Consider the following 18050-nt stretch of genomic DNA (forward strand, 5'->3'; position numbering starts at 1 on the left):
GGTTTTGCGGCATAGAGGCGCGCGAAAGAAGGCCCCTCATGTCTCAGGAAATTCCTTGCTGGGTTGACGGAACCCTGCGCCCGATGGACAAGATTGCCGTGCACCGCGCCGGGCTCAGGCATCCTGCGGTGTCGGTTTTTGTGCTGTCCGGCGGCAGGGTGTTGCTGCAGCAGCGCGCGATGGGCAAATACCATTCCGGCGGGCTCTGGGCGAATGCCTGCTGCACCCACCCGCATTGGGGCGAAGACCCCGCCGCCTGTGCCGCCCGCCGCATGACCGAAGAGCTGGGGGTGACGGGCCTGACCTATCAGCATCGCGGCCAGATCGAATATCGCGCCGATGTCGGTGCCGGCATGACCGAGCATGAACTGGTTGAACTTTTCGTGGCCGAGGTCGGTACGCCCCCCGCCCTTCACCCGGCCCCGGACGAGGTCATGGCCACTCGCTGGCTTTCCCCCGAAGCGCTGCGCGCGGAAATAACCGATGCACCCCAGCACTTTACCCCCTGGCTGCGTATCTACATGACCCACCACGAAAACCGCATTCTGGCAGGTGGCGCGGGCTAGCGGAACGGCAGGTACACAGGGGGCCACGCGGGCAGGAATGCAACACTTGCACCCCTCCTTTTTGCGATCACCCCCCTGAACGACCGATCGCTCTTGCCAGTGATCGGCTGCTTGCCATATCGCCATGGTCGAGGGTGATGCAAGAAAATGCACAAAGCTGCAAACAACACGCGCGTAGACGCCGTGGTGATCGGACGCAACGAAGGTGAGCGGCTGACTGCCTGCATCCGGTCGCTTCAGGGCCAGGTGCGCAGGATCGTCTACGTCGATTCCGGCTCGACCGACGGCAGCGCCGAATCGGCGGCTGCGTTGGGCGCTGAGGTCATCGCGCTGGATATGTCCATTCCCTTTACAGCCGCCCGGGCGCGCAATGCCGGGCTGAAGGCGCTCGCAAACCAGCCACCGGACTTCATTCAGTTCATCGACGGCGATTGTCTGCTGCGCGACGGCTGGATCGAGCGCGCCACCGGCTTTCTGGATGAGAACCTGCGCGCGGCGGTGGTCTGCGGTCGCCGGCGTGAGCGTTTCCCGGAAGCCTCGGTCTATAACACGCTTTGCGATGCGGAATGGGACACGCCGGTCGGCGAGACCCGGGCCTGCGGTGGTGATGCGCTGATGCGCTACAACCCGGTCGCCGCAATCGGCGGTTTCCGCGAAGACCTGATCGCCGGGGAAGAGCCCGAGCTGTGCCTGCGCCTGCGCGGGCAGGGCTGGACGATCTGGCGCATTGATGCCGAAATGACATGGCATGACGCCGCCATTCTGCGCTTCAGCCAGTGGTGGCGCCGGGTAGAGCGCGCGGGCTACGCCTTTGCCGAGGGGGTTACGCGCTTTGACTCGCGGCGTGAGCGTTTCCGCGTGATCGAATACCGCCGCATCCTTGCCTGGGGTTTCTGGCTGCCGCTGATCACGCTGGTGCTGGCACTGGCGCTGCATCCGGCGGCGCTGGTGCTGCTGCTGGCTTACCCGGCGCAGGTGGCGCGGCTGACGCCCCAGATGGGCTTTCGCGGCGCCTTTTTCAACACGCTGGGCAAGTTCCCCGAGGCGCAGGGCGCCTGCCGCTTTCACCTGCGCCGCTGGCGCGGCAAAGAGCCCCGGCTGATCGAATACAAATAGCCGCCGCGCCCTAGCGCAGCCGCCATGCCGCAAGCATCTGCCCCGGCAGGATCAGTCCGCAGCGCAGATAACGCATGAACAACCGCCGCGGGCTGGACAGCATGCGCCACAGCCATTCCAGCGCAAGCGCGCGCACCCAGCCCGGCGCGCGGGCCTGCGTGCCCGCCAGAAAATCCAGCCCCGCGCCGATCGAGGCAAAACCCATCTGCGGCGCCACCTCGCGGCCCAGCGCGGCAAAGGCCTCCTGCTTGGGGGCGCCCAGCGCGATCAGCGTCAGCCCGGCGCCGGAAGCGGCAAGCGTTTCAAGAATGCGCCGCGCCTCCGCGCCCTGCGGGTCAAAACCCATTGGCGGAGCGATCTGCGCGGCAATCGCCAGCCCCGGCACCCGCGCGCGCAGCACCCCGGCGGCAGCGCTCAGCGCAGCCCCGGTTGTGCCCACCAGCGCCACCGGCACACCCGCGCGCTGCGCGGCCAGCGCCAGCGGCTCCACCATGTCAGACCCCGGCACCAGCGCCACCGGGCGGCGCGCCAGACGCGAGAGCCAGACAATGGGGTTGCCATCGGCCACCACCAGATCCTGCGCGGCATAGATGATGCGGAAGGCGGGATCATGGCGCAGCTTCACCAGATGATCCAGATTGATCGTGGCCAGCGCAAAACCCTCGCGCCGCCGCATCCGCGCCTCAACCTCGGCCAGAAGCGTGGCGTGGTCGGGGACATTCACCGCAATGCGGTGGGGAGGAAAGGAAAACTCCACGAAATCGGACCCTTCGCCAATAAAGACAGCCCTGCAAAGACCTGTTATAGTCGCGCCCGAAGCGCCGCGAAACCCCCGCCAGAGGGGCAGGTGCATTTGTGCAGGCATGGGGCATCGGATGGGCAGCGAACCCCGTTCACAGCGCGGGTCGCGCGAATGATCAACATCGGCAACAGCATCGCGCTTCTGGCGCTTCTGACTTGGCCGCTGGTGGTCTTTATCCTGTTTCGCGTGCTCACCCTTGAGCGCGCGCTGATCTGGTCCATTCTGGGCGGCTATATGCTGCTGCCACAGCTGTCCGAGATCAATCTGCCCGGCATTCCAGGTTTCAACAAGGAAACCATCCCCAACCTTGCGGCCTTTGCGGGCTGCATGTTCGTGCTGGGCCGCTTTCCCGCCATCCTGCCCCAAAGCCTGGCGGGAAAGCTGATACTGGCGGTCTTCATCATCAGCCCGTCGGTAACGGTGCTGACGAACCTGGAGCCGATGCAGTTCGGCATCGAGTATTTCGGCTCGTTCCAGGTTTTTGACCCCAGCAATCTGGAGCGCGCGCAGCTTCCGGGGCTGCGGATCTATGACGCGGCCTCGTCGCTGACGAACCAGCTTTTCGTGATGCTGCCCTTCTTTCTGGCGCGCAGCGTCCTCAACACCGCCGAAGCGCTGCGCGAGGTTCTGGTGGCGCTGGTGATCGCCGGGCTGATCTATGCGCTGCCCATGTTGTTCGAGGTGCGCTTCAGCCCGCAGCTTCACACCTGGCTCTATGGCTTCTTCCAGCATGATTTCATTCAGGCCATCCGCTCTGGCGGTTTCCGGCCCTTCGTTTTCATGCCGCATGGCATCTGGGTAGCGTTTTTTGCCTTCATGTGCGTGATGGCGGCGGCAGCCCTGCTCAGAATGTCCGAGCCAGCGGGGCGTGGCCGGATGATGCTGCTGGTGCTGTTCATGGCGGGCCTTGTGCTGATCTGCAAAACTCTTGGCCCCATTCTGATGATGCTGGTTTTTGTCCCTGTCCTGCTGCTGCTGCGGCCGCGCGTGCATCTGACGATGGCTGCGCTGATCGCCGTGCTGGTGCTGGCCTATCCGCTGTTGCGGGGCTCGGGCATCATTCCGGTTCAGACCCTGCTGACACAGGTTGCCGCCATCGAGCCTGAGCGCGCGGCGTCGCTTGCTTACCGCTTTGCCAACGAAGACATGATCCTGAACCATGTCGCGCAGAAAATGCTGTTTGGCTGGGGTGGCTGGGGCCGGTTCATGCCCTATGATCCGCTTACCGGCACCTCAGACGTGGTGGTGGACGGCACCTGGATCATTGCCATCGGCCATTTCGGTTGGCTGGGCTATCTGGCCCTGTTCGGCCTTCTGGCGCTGCCCCTTCTGTCGCTCTGGTGGCATGCGCGCAAACCCTTCGCGCCAGTGGTGCCGCTGTCGGTTTCAGCCGTAGCGCTGATCCTTGCCGCGAATATGGTTGATCTGCTGCCGAATGACACGCTGATCCCTTTCACCTGGCTTATGGCCGGGGCGCTGCTTGGCTATGCCGAGGCCCTTGGCCGTGCCACCAGCGCTGCCCGCATGCAGGCGCTTCAGGCGCGGCGCGGTCAGAGAACGACGCGCGCCGGCACCGACACCACGACGGACGGGCAGCAGGAGGTCACCAAGCAGCCCGCCCGCCGGACCATCCTGTAGACACGCCCTTGAAACAGGGCCGACAACCCGTTCATATCCATTGTATCTTGCGATGTTCGCCACGTTTTCGCCCGCTTTTCGCATTAAATCCGCCTGTAAAAGCGTATTGTTTCCAATCAACTGAATAACCTTGAGCAGCGCATGCCCCCTGAACATTCTGAAAACGACATCGCCATCGTGGGCATGGCAGCGCATCTGCCGGGCGCATCGTCGGTCGCTGAATATTGGGCCAACCTGCGCGCCGGGTTGCGCGCCATCCGCCCGCTGGATGAGGCGGCACTTCTGGCTGCGGGCGAAGACCCTGCGCTGATGCGCCATCCGAATTATGTCGCCGCCGCCGCCCCGCTTGAGGGTTTCGCCCGGTTTGACGCTGAATTCTTCGGCTTCTCCCCCAAAGAGGCCGCCATCCTTGACCCCCAGCACCGACAGTTCCTGGAAGTTGCCTGGGAGGCGATGGAGCATGCGGGCCATGTGCCAGAGAATGTCAGCGGCCCCATCGGGGTTTATGCCGGTTGCGGCATGGGGTCTTATTTCTATTTCAACATCTGCTCGAACCGCGATCTGGTCGACGATGTCGGCATGTTCCTGCTGCGCCACACCGGCAATGACAAGGATTTCCTGACCACACGCGTCTCGCATATCTTTGATCTGCGCGGGCCGTCGGTGAACATCCAGACCGCCTGCTCCACATCGCTGGTGGCGGTGCATTACGCGATACAGGCGTTGTTGTCGGGCGAATGCGACATGGCGCTGGCGGGTGGTGTCACCATCGAGCTGCCCCACGGGCACGGGTATATTTTCAAGGAAAACGAGATCCTGTCGCCGGACGGCGAATGCCACGCCTTTGACCATCGTGCGCAGGGCACGGTCTTTGGCTCTGGCGCAGGCTGTGTGGTGCTGAAACGCGCCGAAGATGCGCTGCGCGACGGTGATCATGTCTGGGCGATTATCAAGGGCACGGCGATCAACAATGACGGCGCGCAAAAAGCGGGCTATCTGGCGCCCAGCGTTGACGGTCAGGCCCGCGCGATTGCCGAGGCGCAGGCGGTAGCCGATACCCCTGCCGAGACCATTGATTACGTTGAATGCCACGGCACCGGCACCTATCTGGGCGACCCGATCGAGGTTGCCGCCCTGACCCAGGCCTTCCGCCAGACGACCGAGGCCAACGGCTTTTGCCGCATCGGCTCGGTCAAAACCAATATCGGCCATCTCGATACCGCCGCCGGGGTCGCCAGCCTGATCAAGGCCGCGCTGTCGCTGCATCACCGCGAAATGCCGCCCTCGCTGGGCTATGAGGCCCCGAACCCGACGATTGATTTTGACAGCAGCCCCTTTCAGGTCAACGCCACGCTGACCCCTTGGGCTGATCGCGGCCACCCACGCCGCGCGGGCGTCAACTCTTTGGGGGTGGGCGGCACCAATGCCCATGCCGTGCTGCAAGAAGCCCCGTTACGCCAGCTTAGTGACGAATCTGACTGGCCGTTTCAGCTTCTCACCCTATCCGCCCGCAACCGCCCCGCGCTTGAAGACGCTAGCAAGAACCTTGCCGCCCATCTGCGCACCAACCCTGACCAACCCCTTGCCGATATCGCCTTTACCCTCCACGCCGGGCGCCGCGCGTTTGAGCGGCGGCGCGTGGTGGTGGCGGAAACCCATGCCGAGGCCGCTGCACTGCTGGAGGGCGACAACCCGCAGCGCGTGTTCACCCATACCACGCTGCAAAACCCCGAGGTGGTTTTCATGTTCCCCGGCGGCGGCGCGCAATATGCCGGAATGGCGCGTGATCTGTATGAGACCGAACCGGTGTTCCGCGAATGGATGGATCGCGGGCTGGACCATCTGCAACCCAAGCTTGCCTATGATCTGCGCGCGCTATGGCTGCCTGAGGAGGGCGACGAAGCCACTGCCAATGAGACGCTGAAAAAGCCCTCGGTCCAGCTGCCGCTGATCATGATCACCGAATATGCGCTGGCGCAGATGTTCCTGTCCTGGGGCATTTCGCCTTCCGCGCTGGTGGGGCATTCGATGGGCGAGAACACCGCCGCCTGCCTTGCCGGGGTCATGTCATTCGAGGATTGCATTGGTCTGGTCCATCTGCGCGGGCAGTTGTTCGATACCGTTCCGGCGGGCGGCATGCTGTCAGTGCCCCTGTCGCTTGAGGCGCTGACCCCTTATCTGGGCGCGGGGCTGGACATCGCCAGCATCAACGCGCCTGAACTGACGGTTGTTTCCGGCCCCGATGCCGCGCTGGCTGCGTTGGCGGAAAACCTGGCCGGTGTCGGGGTGCAGAGCCAGCGCATCGCCATCGACATTGCTGCCCATTCAGCCATGTTAGAGCCGATTCTGGCGCGCTTTCGCGCCTATCTCGCCGCTATCCCGCTGCATGCGCCGCAGATCCCGGTCATCTCCAACCGCACCGGGCAGCCGCTGACGCCCGCGCAGGCGCAAAGCCCGGATTACTGGGTTGAACACCTGCGCAACACCGTGCGCTTTGCCGACTGCATCACCACGCTCAGCGAAAACCCGGATCGCATCTATCTTGAGGTTGGGCCGGGCAAGGCCCTGTCTTCGCTCACCCGGATGCATGGCGCGGTGCCGGGCCAGCAGGTTCTGGCTGCCCTGCGCCACCCGGATGAAGACATCCCCGATGACCTGTATCATCTGGGCTTGCTGGGCCGGTTCTGGGCGCTGGGGGCGCGTTTTGACTGGGCGCAGATCTGGGGGGAGGGGCGGCGCAACCGGGTGCCGCTGCCAACCTATCCGTTCCAGCGGGCAGAGTATTTCATCGCGCCCGCTGCGCCCAGTGCCATGCCGGTCACAACCCTGCCCGCGCGGCTGGAGGATATCAGCGCTTGGGGAACGCGGCTAGCCTGGGTGCCCCGCTCGCCGGATATCGAGACCGATATCGAGGCTGAATTCGGCTCTGTACCGCCTGAATCCTGGTTGATCTTCACCGATGACGAGGGCATCGCCGCCCCGGTGGTGGAGAAGCTGCGCACCGCCGGTCACCGGCTGGTCACGGTCCGCGCGGGTGATACGTTCCGCCGTCTGGCTGAGGGCGCGTATCAGCTTGCGCCCGAGCGCGGGCGTGAGGGGTATGACCAGCTGATGCAGGACCTGATCGCGCGCGGCACCCTGCCCACGCGGATCGCCCATTTCTGGCTGGCAGGCGGAAACCCGCGTTTCAGGCCCGGCTCAAACCTGTTTCAGCACCATATGGAACAGGGCTTTCACTCGCTTCTGTTCCTTGGGCAGGCCATCGGCGCCGAGAATATCGCCGGGCCGCTGCATATCACCGTGGTGACCGCCGGTGCCGCGCGGGTCCACGATGAGGCGCTGCCGTGGCCCGAGAAGGCCACCATCGCCGGTCCCGCCCGCGTTATGCCGCATGAGCTGCCCGGGGTCACGGTCAGTACGCTGGATATCGAGCCGCGCAAGCGGGCAGATACGTCTCTGATATGGCCGATTCTTGAGGAACTGCTAGCCCGGCCCGGCAATGACATCGCCGCCCTTCGCGGCGGGAAGCGCTATGCGCAGGTGATGCGCCCGCAGCCCCTTGTTGCCCCGGATGCGCCTGATCTGCCGCAAGGCGCGCTCTGGGTGATTACCGGCGGGTTTGGCGGGATCGGGCTGTCGGTGGCCGAGGAACTGATCCGCCGCTCAGGCGCCCGCATCGCCCTCATCGCCCGCACCCCGCTGCCTGCACGCAGCGAATGGCCCGCGCTGCGCGACAACCCCGCCGATCCGCGCGCGCGGCGCATTCTGGCTGTCGAGCGGCTGGAAAGCCTTGGCGCGCAGGTGACGGTGGCGGCAGGTGATGTCTGCAATATTGACGAAATGCGCGGTATTCTTGACGATATCCGCACCACCCTTGGCCCCATTCACGGCGTGATCCATGCCGCCGGGCATATCGACGACGCGCCGCTTCTGGCCAAGACCACCGGCAGTGTCGATGCCGTTCTGGCGCCCAAGGTGCATGGCCTGAGGGTGCTGGATACGCTGCTGCCCGATGGCGCGGTCAAGGTGATGGTGCTGTTTTCCTCAACCTCCACGCTCACCGCGCCTGCCGGTCAGGTCGATTACGTCGCCGCCAATGAATACCTCAACGCCTTCGCCCGCTCGCGCGCCGGGGGGAAAACGCAGGTTCTGGCGCTGAACTGGGGTATCTGGGCCGATGTCGGCATGGCGGCAGAGGCGATGGCGGTGCGGCTGGGCCACGCCCCCTCGCTGCCCCCCACGCCGGTGGACCTGCCGCTGCTGGATGAGGCCGGGTTTGACGCCCAGATGAACCGCCGCTTCACCGCGCGGCTGAACACCGGCCAGTGGGTGCTGGACGAGCACCGCACAAAGGACGGCCGCGCCATCCTGCCCGGCACCGGCATTCTGGAACTCGCCGCCGAAGCCCTGCGCGGTCAGGGTGAAACCGGCGCGTTCGAGATCCGCGATCTGGTGTTCTTCCGCGCGCTTGAGGTGGATACGCCACGCGATATCCGCGTCACGCTGGCGCGCAGCGATGAGGGCTATACGTTTGAGTTGCGCACGCAGGCCGAGGTTCGCGGGCGCAAGGGTTTCGTGCTGAATGCGCAGGCCCGGCTGTTGCTCAACCCGCTGGCAGCACCCGCCCCGCTGGATATTGCTGCGGTTTCAGCGCGTTGCACCGGGCCAGTTGCTGAGGATGAGAGCGGCATCACCTCGCCACAGGAAGCGCATCTGGCCTTTGGCCCGCGCTGGCGGGTGCTGCGCCGCACCGCGCTGGGGCAGGGGGAGGGGCTGGCGCATCTGGCGCTGCCGGATGCGTTCCGCGTTGATCTGGACGCCGGGTTTGTGCTGCACCCCGCGCTGATGGACCTTGCCACCGGCTGGGCCATGGGGCTGATCGAGGGGTATGGGGCAAAGGCGCTCTGGGTGCCGGTTTCCTATGGCAGTATCGCGGTATTCGCGCCGCTGCCCGCCGAAATTGTCAGCCATGTGCGCATCAGCCCGGCGGAGCATGGTTTCGCCAGTTTCGACATCACGCTGGCCACACCCGATGGCACGGTCTGTGCCGAGATCCGGCGCTTTACCATCAAGCGGCTTGAACAGGGCTTTGGCACCCCCGCGCCGCTTCTGCCGTCAGAGCTGGTGTTTGACGAAGCCCCCGGCGAGGGCCGCGCGCTCAGCCGGGCTGAGGAGCGGCTGGCGCGCAATCTGGCGCAGGGCATCACACCCGCCGAGGGGGCTGAGGCCTTTGTGCGCGCCTTGGCGCTGGGTGTGCCGCAGGTGGTGATTTCGTCTCTGACCTTGCCGGAACTTATTGCCGAGGCCGCCGAAGCGCCTGCGCCCGAAGCCGGTGAGGGCCAGAAGTTTGAGCGCCCTGATCTGGGCAGCGATTATGTCGCCCCGCGCAATGATATCGAGAAAATGCTGGTGGGCTTCTGGGAAGACCTGCTGGGCGTGAAGGGTGTCGGCGTTGAGGACAGCTTCTTTGATCTGGGCGGCCACTCACTGATCGCGGTGCGGCTGTTTGCCAAGGTGAAAAAGGCCTGGGCGGTGGATTTCCCCATCTCTGTCCTGTTCGAGGCGCCGACGATTGCCAAAAGCGCGGCCATGATCGCCGAGCGCACCGGCTATACCGAAGCGGGCGCGGCCCCCGTCACCCCCACCCGGCGCTATGAATTTCTGGTGCCGATGCATGAGGGGGAAGGCGGCGAAAAGACCCCGTTCTTCCTTGTTGCGGGAATGTTTGGCAATGTTCTGAACCTGCGCCATCTGGCCAGCCTGCTGGGCGCCGACCGGCCCTTCTATGGCCTTCAGGCGCGCGGCCTTCTGGGTGACAAGCCGCCGCATGGCAGGCTGAAAGACGCCGCGCATGATTATCTAGCCGAGGTCCGGCAGGTGCAGCCGCATGGCCCCTATCTGCTGGGCGGCTTCTCTGGCGGGGGGCTGACGGCGCTGGAAATGGCATGGGCATTGCAGGAGGCGGGCGAAGAGGTCTCGCTTCTGGTGATGCTGGACACGCCCCTGCCGCTGCGGCCCGCGCTGAGCCGGCAGGACAAGGCGCTGATCAAGCTGGCTGAATTGCGGCGCAAGGGGCCGGGGTATCTGCTGGAATGGTGGCAGGCGAAACGCGACTGGAAGGAAGCCCAGCGCCGTATGGCGAATGAGGGCGACGGCGACAGCGGCTTTCATAACCGCGCGATCGAAGCCGCCTTCCGCAATGCGCTGCCGCATGTGCAATTGCGTCCCTATACAGGCCCGACAGCCCTTTTCCGCCCGCCGCTTGACCGGCACTGGAAGGTGTCTGGCGGCCAATGGGTCAGCGCGGCGCGGGAATATGTGCTGCCGGACAATGACTGGTCGCGCTGGATGCCAGCGCTGAGCGTGCATGAGGTGCCGGGCGATCATGACTCGATGGTTCTGGAGCCGAATGTCCGCGTGATGGCCGCCCGGATGCGCGAGTTGATCGCCAGGGCGGAGGGCGGCGCATGAGCCGGGTTCACTGCATCATCCTGAACTGGCGCACGGCGGAAATGACGCTGGATGCCACGCGCGCCGCAATGCGCGCGATGGAGGGGATCGACGGCGCGATAACCATTGTCGACAACGATTCACAGGATGGCTCTTTCGAGCGGATGCAGGCCGAGGCGGCCGATTGGCCCGGCGTGCGCGTCCTGCAATCGGGGCGCAACGGCGGGTATGGCGCAGGCAACAATTTCGGCATCCGCGCCGGGCTGCCGGGCGGGGCGGATTATGTCTATATCCTGAACTCAGATGCGTTTCCCGCGCCCGATGCTATCCGCGCATTGCTGGATTATCTTGAAACCCACCCCGATGTGGGCCTTGCGGGCAGCCATATTCACGGGCTTGACGGCGCGCCGCATACCACCGCGTTCCGCTTCCCCTCGATTGCGAGCGAGTTTGAGGGGGCGGCCTGCACCGGAATCTTCTCTCGGCTGCTGAAAAACAGCATCGTCGCGCCACCGCTGCCCACCAGCACCACGCGGGTTGACTGGCTGGCGGGCGCAAGCGTGATGATCCGTCAAAGCGTGCTGGATCAGACCGGCCTTTTTGACGAAACCTTCTTTCTGTATTTTGAGGAAACCGACCTCTGCCGCCGTGCCGCGGTGGCCGGGTGGCCCACGGTTTATGTGGTCGAAAGCCGGGTAGCGCATGTCGGATCGGTCAGCACCGGGATGAAGGAATGGAAGCGTGTGCCGCGCTACTGGTTCGCCTCGCGCCGACACTATTTCATCAAGAACCACGGCAGGGCCTATGCCGCGCTGGCGACGCTGGCGCACTGGGCCGGGCTGGGGGTGTTCCGGCTGAAAGCGCTTCTGCAGGGCAAAAAGCCGCACACCCCGCCATATTTTTTCCGCGATTTTGTAAGCTATAGTCTCACATCGCGCTCAAAACCGGAGAGTTGAAGATGACCACGTTTTCCTGCGTCATGGTCGGGAATGAATCGCTTCTGGTGGAATGCGCAAAGGTGCTGGTTCAGCGCGGTCATGCGATCCGCACCATCGCCAGCCGCAATGCCGATGTCATCGCATGGGCCGGGGGCGCGGGCATTCCCGTTGTCGCGCCCGGCGCCGGGCTGGCAGAGCGGCTGACCCCCGGTTTTGACTGGCTTTTCTCGGTCGCCAACCTGTCGGTTCTGCCTGAGGCGGTGCTTTCGATGGCCACCAAAGGCGCGGTCAACTTCCACGATGGCCCGCTGCCGCGCTATGCCGGGCTGAATGCCCCGGTCTGGGCATTGCTCAACGATGAGCGCCAGCACGGCATCACATGGCACCTGATCGAGCCTGAGGTGGACGCGGGCGATATCATCGAACAGGTTCTGTTCGACATCACCCCGGATGACACCGCCTTCAGCCTGAACGCGCGCTGCTATGCCAGCGGGATCGACAGTTTTCCGGCGGTGGTTGCCGCGCTGGAAAGCGGGGTGCCCGCACGGCGAAAGCAGGATCTGGCGCTGCGCACCCTCTGTCTGCGCGATGACCGGCCCGCCGGGGCTGGGCGGCTTGATTTCACTCTGCCCGCCGCTGACCTGCTGCGCCGCGTGCGCGCGATGGATCATGGCGGCTACTGGAACCCGCTGACGCTGCCAAAGATCGAAAGCGCGGCGGGGGTTTTTGCTGTCGGACAGGCCGAGATGGCTGCGGGCATGGGCGCGCCCGGCACCGTTCTGGCGGTTGATGACGCGCTTGTTGTTGCTTGCGGCGACGGCGCCGTGCGGCTGTCCGGGCTGACCTGTCTGGGCGGGTTGCCGGTGGAGGCGGGCACGGTTGCCGGCCCCGGCACCCTTTTGCCCCATGCGGATATGGAAGCGCTCAGTGCCGCCGTGGCCCGCGTGACGCCCGGTGAAAACCACTGGCGGCGCGCGCTTGCCGCGTTCTCAGCCGCCGATCTGCCGGGCATTCGGCCTGCGGGCGGCGGGGCGATTGCCAGCCGTGATCTGCCGGGGCTGGAGATGGTCCGCGCTGCCGCTGTGCTGGCGCATTATGCAAGCCTGATCGGTGGCGCCAGCGGCATGGCCTATCGCTGCCGCGAAATCGCTGAAGCGCAGGCCGCCGCGCCGCTCTATCTGGCGGGCTGGGTGCCGCTGATGCCGCAGGGTGATTGCCTTGCAGCGCTGGAAAGCGCTGTCCGCGCCAATGTGGATGCCGCCCGCCGCTTCCCCGGCCATACAAGTGACCTGATCGCCCGCGACCCCGCCATTGCGCCCATGGCCATGCCGCATCTGGGCCTGTCAGATACCGGCGCGATGATTGAGGGGGTGGCCCTGTGCCTCGTTTCCGGTGCGGGCAGCCTGAAGCTGATGGCCGATACCAGCCGCATCGACGAGGCCACGCTGGACCTGTTCGTCGCGCGCCTGAACCATCTCGCCGGGGCCGATGGCAACGCGCCCTTGACCACGCTGGACCTGATCACCGCGCCCGAGCAGGCGCTGCTTGCGGCGCTCAATGATACCGCGCGCGACCATGATCCCAGCGCAACCCTCAGCCGCCTGTTTGAAGCGCAGGTCGCCAGAACGCCGGACGCCCCGGCGCTCGTCTTTGAGGGCACAACCCTGACCTATGCTGAACTGAACGCTCGCGCCAACCGTGTGGCGCAGGTGCTGCAGGGCATGGGCGTGGGGCCAGATGTGCCGGTCGCGCTTTGCACCCGCCGCTCGCCCGATCTGCTGGTGGGGGCGCTGGGTATCCTCAAGGCAGGCGGGGCCTACGTGCCGATGGACCCGGCCTATCCCGCTGACAGGCTTGCACATTTTCTGGAAGACAGCGGCGCGCCGGTTCTTGTTACGCAATCAGGACTGACCGGCATTCTGCCGCCGCATAAAGCCGAATTGCTGGTGCTGGATACCGACACCCGCCTGATGAATGCCAGCGTTGAGAACCCTGCCGCCGGCGCGGGGCCGGGAAATCTGGCCTATCTGATCTATACCTCGGGCTCCACCGGCTTGCCCAAGGGCGTGATGGTCGAGCACGGCAATGTGGCGAATTTCTTTGCCGGGATGGACGACCGCATCCGCCATGACCCGCCGGGAGTCTGGCTGGCCGTGACCTCGCTGTCCTTCGATATCTCGGTGCTGGAGCTGTTCTGGACACTGGCGCGCGGCTTCAAGCTGGTGCTGACCTCGGATGAAGACCGGATGATGGTTTCCGGCGGCAGCATGCCGATCTCTGACAAGAAGATGGATTTCAGCCTGTTCTACTGGGGCAATGACGACGGCCCCGGCCCGCGCAAATATGAGTTGCTGCTGGAGGGCGCGAAATTCGCTGACAACCACGGCTTTTCCGCCGTCTGGCTGCCTGAGCGGCATTTCCACGCATTCGGCGGCCCCTATCCCAACCCCTCGGTGCTGGGTGCGGCGGTGGCGGCGGTCACGCGCAATATCGGCGTGCGCTCCGGCTCTGTGGTGGCACCGCTGCACCATCCGGTCCGCATTGCCGAAGAATGGGCGGTGATCGACAACCTGACCAACGGGCGCGCGGCGCTTGGCATAGCCTCGGGCTGGCATCCGGTGGATTTTGTGTTGCGGCCAGAAAACGCGCCGCCCAACAACAAAACCGCCATGTTCGATACGATCGACAAGGTGCGCAAACTGTGGCGCGGCGAGGCTGTGGCGTTTGACCGTGGCGGCGAAATGGTGCCGGTTCAGTCTCTGCCCCGGCCGGTTTCCAAGGAACTGACCGTCTGGCTGACCATTGCCGGCAACCCCGATACCTGGCGCGAAGCCGGTGAGATCGGCGCGAATGTGCTCACCCACCTGCTGGGCCAGTCGATTGATGAGGTGGCCGGGAAGATCAAGATTTACCACGAAGCGCTGCGCAAGGCAGGCCATGACCCGGCCAATTTCACCATCACGCTGATGCTGCATACCTATGTCGCCCGCTCGCGCGAACTGGCCCGCGAAACGGCGCGCGGACCGATGAAAAGCTACCTTCTGTCGGCGGCCGGGCTGGTGAAGCAATATGCGTGGTCCTTCCCGGCCTTCAAGCGCCCGCAGGGGGCGACGAACCCCATGGACATCGACCTGAGCGCCCTGAGTCAGGATGAGGTGGATGGCGTTCTCGACTATGCCTTCAATCGGTATTTCGAGGATTCAGGCTTGTTCGGCACGGTTGAAGACTGCCTTGCACGGATGGAGCAGCTCAAAAAGATCGGCGTATCCGAGATTGCCTGCCTGATTGATTTCGGCATCAACCCTGATCAGGTGCTCGAAGGGCTTTACCCGCTGGCCGAGGTTCTGCGCCGCACCAACCAGCCCACCGAGGTGGCTGAGGATGATTATTCGCTTGCCGCGCAGATCATCCGCCACAAGGTCAGCCATCTGCAATGCACCCCGTCGATGGCGCGCATGCTGGTGGCCAATGATGAGGCCCGCGCGGCACTTGCGCGCGTTTCAGACCTCATGATCGGCGGAGAGGCCCTGCCCGGTGCACTGGCGCGGGAACTGGCGCAGATTACCGGCGCGCCCGTGCAGAACATGTATGGCCCAACCGAAACCACAATCTGGTCAACCACCGGCATGACCGAGGGCGGCGAGGGGGTTGCGGGCATCGGCACGCCGATTGCCAACACCACGCTGCATGTTCTGGACAGCGCCATGCGCCCTGTGCCCTTTGGTGCCGCAGGAGAGCTGTGGATCGGCGGCGAGGGGGTCACGCGCGGCTATTGGCAAAGGCCGGAGCTGACGGCGGAGCGTTTTGTCGGGCAGGGCAGCGCGCGGCTCTATTGCACCGGAGATCTGGTGCGGCTGCGCGGCGATGGCGGCATTGATTTTCTTGGCCGCGCCGATCATCAGGTGAAAATCCGCGGCTACCGCATTGAACCGGGCGAGATTGAAACGCTGCTGGATGCCCAGCCGGGCATTGATCAGGCGGTGGTGATGGCGCGCGAGGATACGCCCGGCGATATGCGGCTGGTTGCCTATCTGACCGGGCCGAAGGCGGGCAACACCGATGCGCTCCGTGCTGCGCTGACGGCGGAACTGCCCGCGCATATGATTCCCGCGCATTTCGTCGCCCTTACCAGCTTTCCGCTGACACCGAACAAGAAGGTGGACCGCAAGGCGCTTCCCGCACCCGGAATACCTGTGGCGCGCGCGCCGCAGCCCGCCCTTCCCACCGGCAGTGACACACTGGCCCGGCTGGCCGAAATATGGCGCGGGGTTCTGGGTGTTGATGCGATCCGCCCCGGCGACAGCTTCTTTGCGCTCGGCGGCCATTCGCTTCTGGCGGTTCATGCGCATCGCGAGATCCGCGAGGCGCTGGCCCTTCCCGGCCTTTCGATCACCGATGTGTTCCGCTTTCCGGTTCTGGCTGACCTTGCCCGGCATATTGACAGCAAACTCAGGCCGGTCACCGCCGCACCGGCACCGCAGCCGGAAGAGGAGAGCGCGGCGCGGGGGCGGCAGGATGCCATGTCACGCCGCCGCGCGCTTCGGGCTGAACGGCTCAGCAAGATCAGCTGATGGCGGGTACGGAAAGCCGCAATCAGGGGCTGGAAGCACTGGTTGCGGGCCTGTTTCCCGTTCCGGTCGGTGTGGGCATCACCAACCCGCTAACCTATGCGGGCGGCGAATTGTTTCATGTGGAACAAGCTGCCATCCGCAATGCGATACCGGCGCGCCAGCGTGAGTTCCGCGCCGGGCGCGCTGCGGCACGGGCGGCACAGGTGGCGCTGGGGCTTGCGCCGCGCCCCGTTCCCATGGGCGATGACCGCGCGCCGGTCTGGCCCGCTGGCCTGAGCGGCTCCATCAGCCATATGGGGGATACCTGCATTGCCGTGCTGTGCAATGACCCGGTGATTGCCGCGCTGGGGCTCGATATCGAGGAGGATGCGCCGCTGCCGGCCGATATCCTTGATACCGTTCTGGCCCCGGATGAACAGCGCTGGATCAGTCAGCAAGCCGATCCCGGCCGGATGGCGCGGTTGTTTTTCAGCGCCAAGGAATGCGCTTACAAGGCGCAATATCCGCTGACGCGGCAGCTTTTCGGCTTTGAGGTGATCACCATTTCGGCTGATCCTGGCGCGGGCAGGTTTGAAGCCCGGTTCACCCGGCCCGTGCCACCTTTTGCCAGCGGCGCGCGGCTGGAAGGGCGGGTGTCAGTCACCCGTGGGCTGATCATTACCGCGATCGCCCTACGCGCCTGACCAGCCTGCCGCCACACGCCCCGCCCAGCGGCCCGTGGCAATGCAGGCGGTGAGCAGGTAGCCGCCGGTGGGTGCCTCCCAGTCCAGCATCTCACCGGCGGCGAAAACGCCGGGCAACGCGCGCAGCATCAGGCCGTCATCCAGCGCGGTGCGGGGAATGCCGCCTGCTGTCGAAATGGCCTCATCCATCGGGGCGGGCTGGCAGGGCGGAAGGGGCAGGGCCTTGAACAGTGCCGCCAGCGCCTCTGGTTGCGAGGGGAGGGGGCGGGCGCATTCCTGCACCAGCGCAAGCCGCGCACCGCTGAGCCGCAGTGCCTTTCGCGCCTTGTTAGAGACGCTTTCAGCAGCGGGCCGGGCCGCCAGCCGCTCAGTAATAAGTTCAGCGCCGAGGTCAGGAAAGAGGTCGATGGCCAGCGCCGCGCCTTCGCGCACCGCACGGCTGACGGCATAGATACCGCCCCCTTCCAACCCCTTGGCTGTAATCACCGCTTCGCCGCGCACCCTTTGCCCTCCGGCCATCAGGGCAATGGATTTGAGCGGCGCCCCGAAATACGGCACCATGAACCGCGACCAATCAAGCCGAAGGCCCATATTCGCGGGCCGGAAGGGCGCCAGCGGCACGCCATTACCAGCCAGAATTGGCGCCCAGGCCCCGTCAGAACCCAGCCGCGCCCAGCTTGCGCCCCCCAGCGCCAGCACAACGCGCTCGGCAATGATGGCGCGGGGGCCGTCCGGGGTAGCAAAGTGGAAAGTGCCGTCTTCCAGCCCGGTCCAGCGCCAGCGAAGGCGCAGATCAAGCCCACGCGCGCCCAGATCATTGAGCCAATAGCGCAGTAACGGCGACGCCTTCATCGCCTTGGGAAACACCCGCCCGGAGGAGCCGGTGAACACCTCCTGCCGATGGGTATACATCCAGCTTTTCACCTGATCGGGGCCGAAATCAGCCAGAATGGGGTGCAGCCAAGGTGCCGATTCGGCATAGTTCGGCACGAAATCAGCAAGACGCTCATCCTTGGTGACGTTCAGCCCGGATTTCCCGGCCATCAGCAGTTTGCGCCCGGGCGATGGCTTTGCCTCCGCCAGGATCACCGGAAAACCGGCGGCAAGCAGCATATCCGCCGCCATCAGACCCGCAGGCCCGGCACCGATCACAAGGGCCGGGGCCCGCTCGGTTGTCATGCCTGATACTTCCGCCAGATCGCGTTTTCACCCAGCTTTTCAACGAAAGCCGCATGGTTCTGTGCCTCAGCCTCGGTCAGGCGGGCGGGAAGGGGGGAGGGGCGGGG

At 65.1% G+C, this 18050-nt stretch carries 9 protein-coding genes and 1 pseudogene; 7 read left to right on the forward strand and 3 right to left on the reverse strand.

Annotated features, from left to right (window positions below):
* The first annotated feature begins 38 nt into the window (after nucleotides 1-38).
* Both idi and V7Q53_RS15930 read left to right on the forward strand, forming a co-directional pair.
* The gene (gene idi, locus V7Q53_RS15925; RefSeq protein ID WP_333829659.1) at nucleotides 39-566 is read left to right on the forward strand and encodes an isopentenyl-diphosphate Delta-isomerase; all 528 of its coding nucleotides are present in this window, start codon (nucleotides 39-41) and stop codon (nucleotides 564-566) included.
* A gap of 147 nt (nucleotides 567-713) precedes the next feature.
* Complete coding sequence (locus V7Q53_RS15930; protein ID WP_333829661.1) at nucleotides 714-1682, forward strand: glycosyltransferase family 2 protein; 969 nt, start codon at nucleotides 714-716, stop codon at nucleotides 1680-1682.
* Between the two features lie 10 nt (nucleotides 1683-1692).
* Here V7Q53_RS15930 and V7Q53_RS15935 read toward each other — a convergent pair whose 3' ends face one another.
* The gene (locus tag V7Q53_RS15935; RefSeq protein WP_333829662.1) at nucleotides 1693-2439 is read right to left on the reverse strand and encodes a WecB/TagA/CpsF family glycosyltransferase; all 747 of its coding nucleotides are present in this window, start codon (nucleotides 2437-2439) and stop codon (nucleotides 1693-1695) included.
* A gap of 156 nt (nucleotides 2440-2595) precedes the next feature.
* On the opposite strand from V7Q53_RS15935, the gene V7Q53_RS15940 reads away from it, so the two are divergent.
* The 5 genes from V7Q53_RS15940 to V7Q53_RS15960 all read left to right on the forward strand — a co-directional run bounded on the left by V7Q53_RS15940 (nucleotide 2596) and on the right by V7Q53_RS15960 (nucleotide 16764).
* A complete protein-coding gene (locus V7Q53_RS15940; protein WP_333829663.1) occupies nucleotides 2596-4122 on the forward strand; it encodes a hypothetical protein in 1527 nt (508 codons plus the stop codon).
* A 141-nt stretch (nucleotides 4123-4263) separates the two neighbouring features.
* Nucleotides 4264-10593: a type I polyketide synthase gene (locus V7Q53_RS15945; protein ID WP_333829664.1), complete on the forward strand. Its 6330-nt coding sequence runs from the start codon at nucleotides 4264-4266 to the stop codon at nucleotides 10591-10593.
* A complete protein-coding gene (locus V7Q53_RS15950) occupies nucleotides 10590-11528 on the forward strand; it encodes a glycosyltransferase family 2 protein (protein ID WP_333829666.1) in 939 nt (312 codons plus the stop codon). Before V7Q53_RS15945 ends, V7Q53_RS15950 begins: the two co-directional genes overlap by 4 nt.
* Nucleotides 11529-11530: 2 nt before the next feature.
* The gene (locus tag V7Q53_RS15955) at nucleotides 11531-16081 is read left to right on the forward strand and encodes a MupA/Atu3671 family FMN-dependent luciferase-like monooxygenase (RefSeq protein ID WP_333829668.1); all 4551 of its coding nucleotides are present in this window, start codon (nucleotides 11531-11533) and stop codon (nucleotides 16079-16081) included.
* Nucleotides 16081-16764: a 4'-phosphopantetheinyl transferase family protein gene (locus tag V7Q53_RS15960; protein ID WP_333829669.1), complete on the forward strand. Its 684-nt coding sequence runs from the start codon at nucleotides 16081-16083 to the stop codon at nucleotides 16762-16764. Before V7Q53_RS15955 ends, V7Q53_RS15960 begins: the two co-directional genes overlap by 1 nt.
* Here the strand turns inward: V7Q53_RS15960 and V7Q53_RS15965 are convergent.
* Together V7Q53_RS15965 and V7Q53_RS15970 are read right to left on the reverse strand one after the other, a co-directional pair.
* Nucleotides 16753-17943, reverse strand: a complete 1191-nt coding sequence (locus tag V7Q53_RS15965; protein ID WP_333829670.1) for a TIGR03862 family flavoprotein — start codon at nucleotides 17941-17943, stop codon at nucleotides 16753-16755. The genes V7Q53_RS15960 and V7Q53_RS15965 overlap by 12 nt on opposite strands.
* Nucleotides 17940-18050, reverse strand: a pseudogene (locus V7Q53_RS15970) (DNA polymerase III subunit epsilon); the annotation flags it as partial. The gene V7Q53_RS15965 and the pseudogene V7Q53_RS15970, both read right to left, overlap by 4 nt.

The sequence above is a fragment of the Pararhodobacter sp. genome (assembly GCF_036802785.1).
Lineage (GTDB): Bacteria > Pseudomonadota > Alphaproteobacteria > Rhodobacterales > Rhodobacteraceae > Pararhodobacter.

Bases quoted from the DNA above. Each gene is read 5' to 3' on its own strand.
- idi (WP_333829659.1), top strand. From the start codon at position 39: ATGTCTCAGGAAATTCCTTGCTGGGTTGACGGAACCCTGCGCCCGATG.
- V7Q53_RS15930 (WP_333829661.1), top strand. From the start codon at position 714: ATGCACAAAGCTGCAAACAACACGCGCGTAGACGCCGTGGTGATCGGA.
- V7Q53_RS15950 (WP_333829666.1), top strand. From the start codon at position 10,590: ATGAGCCGGGTTCACTGCATCATCCTGAACTGGCGCACGGCGGAAATG.
- V7Q53_RS15945 (WP_333829664.1), top strand. From the start codon at position 4,264: ATGCCCCCTGAACATTCTGAAAACGACATCGCCATCGTGGGCATGGCA.
- V7Q53_RS15940 (WP_333829663.1), top strand. From the start codon at position 2,596: ATGATCAACATCGGCAACAGCATCGCGCTTCTGGCGCTTCTGACTTGG.
- V7Q53_RS15955 (WP_333829668.1), top strand. From the start codon at position 11,531: ATGACCACGTTTTCCTGCGTCATGGTCGGGAATGAATCGCTTCTGGTG.
- V7Q53_RS15965 (WP_333829670.1), bottom strand. From the start codon at position 17,943: ATGACAACCGAGCGGGCCCCGGCCCTTGTGATCGGTGCCGGGCCTGCG.
- V7Q53_RS15960 (WP_333829669.1), top strand. From the start codon at position 16,081: ATGGCGGGTACGGAAAGCCGCAATCAGGGGCTGGAAGCACTGGTTGCG.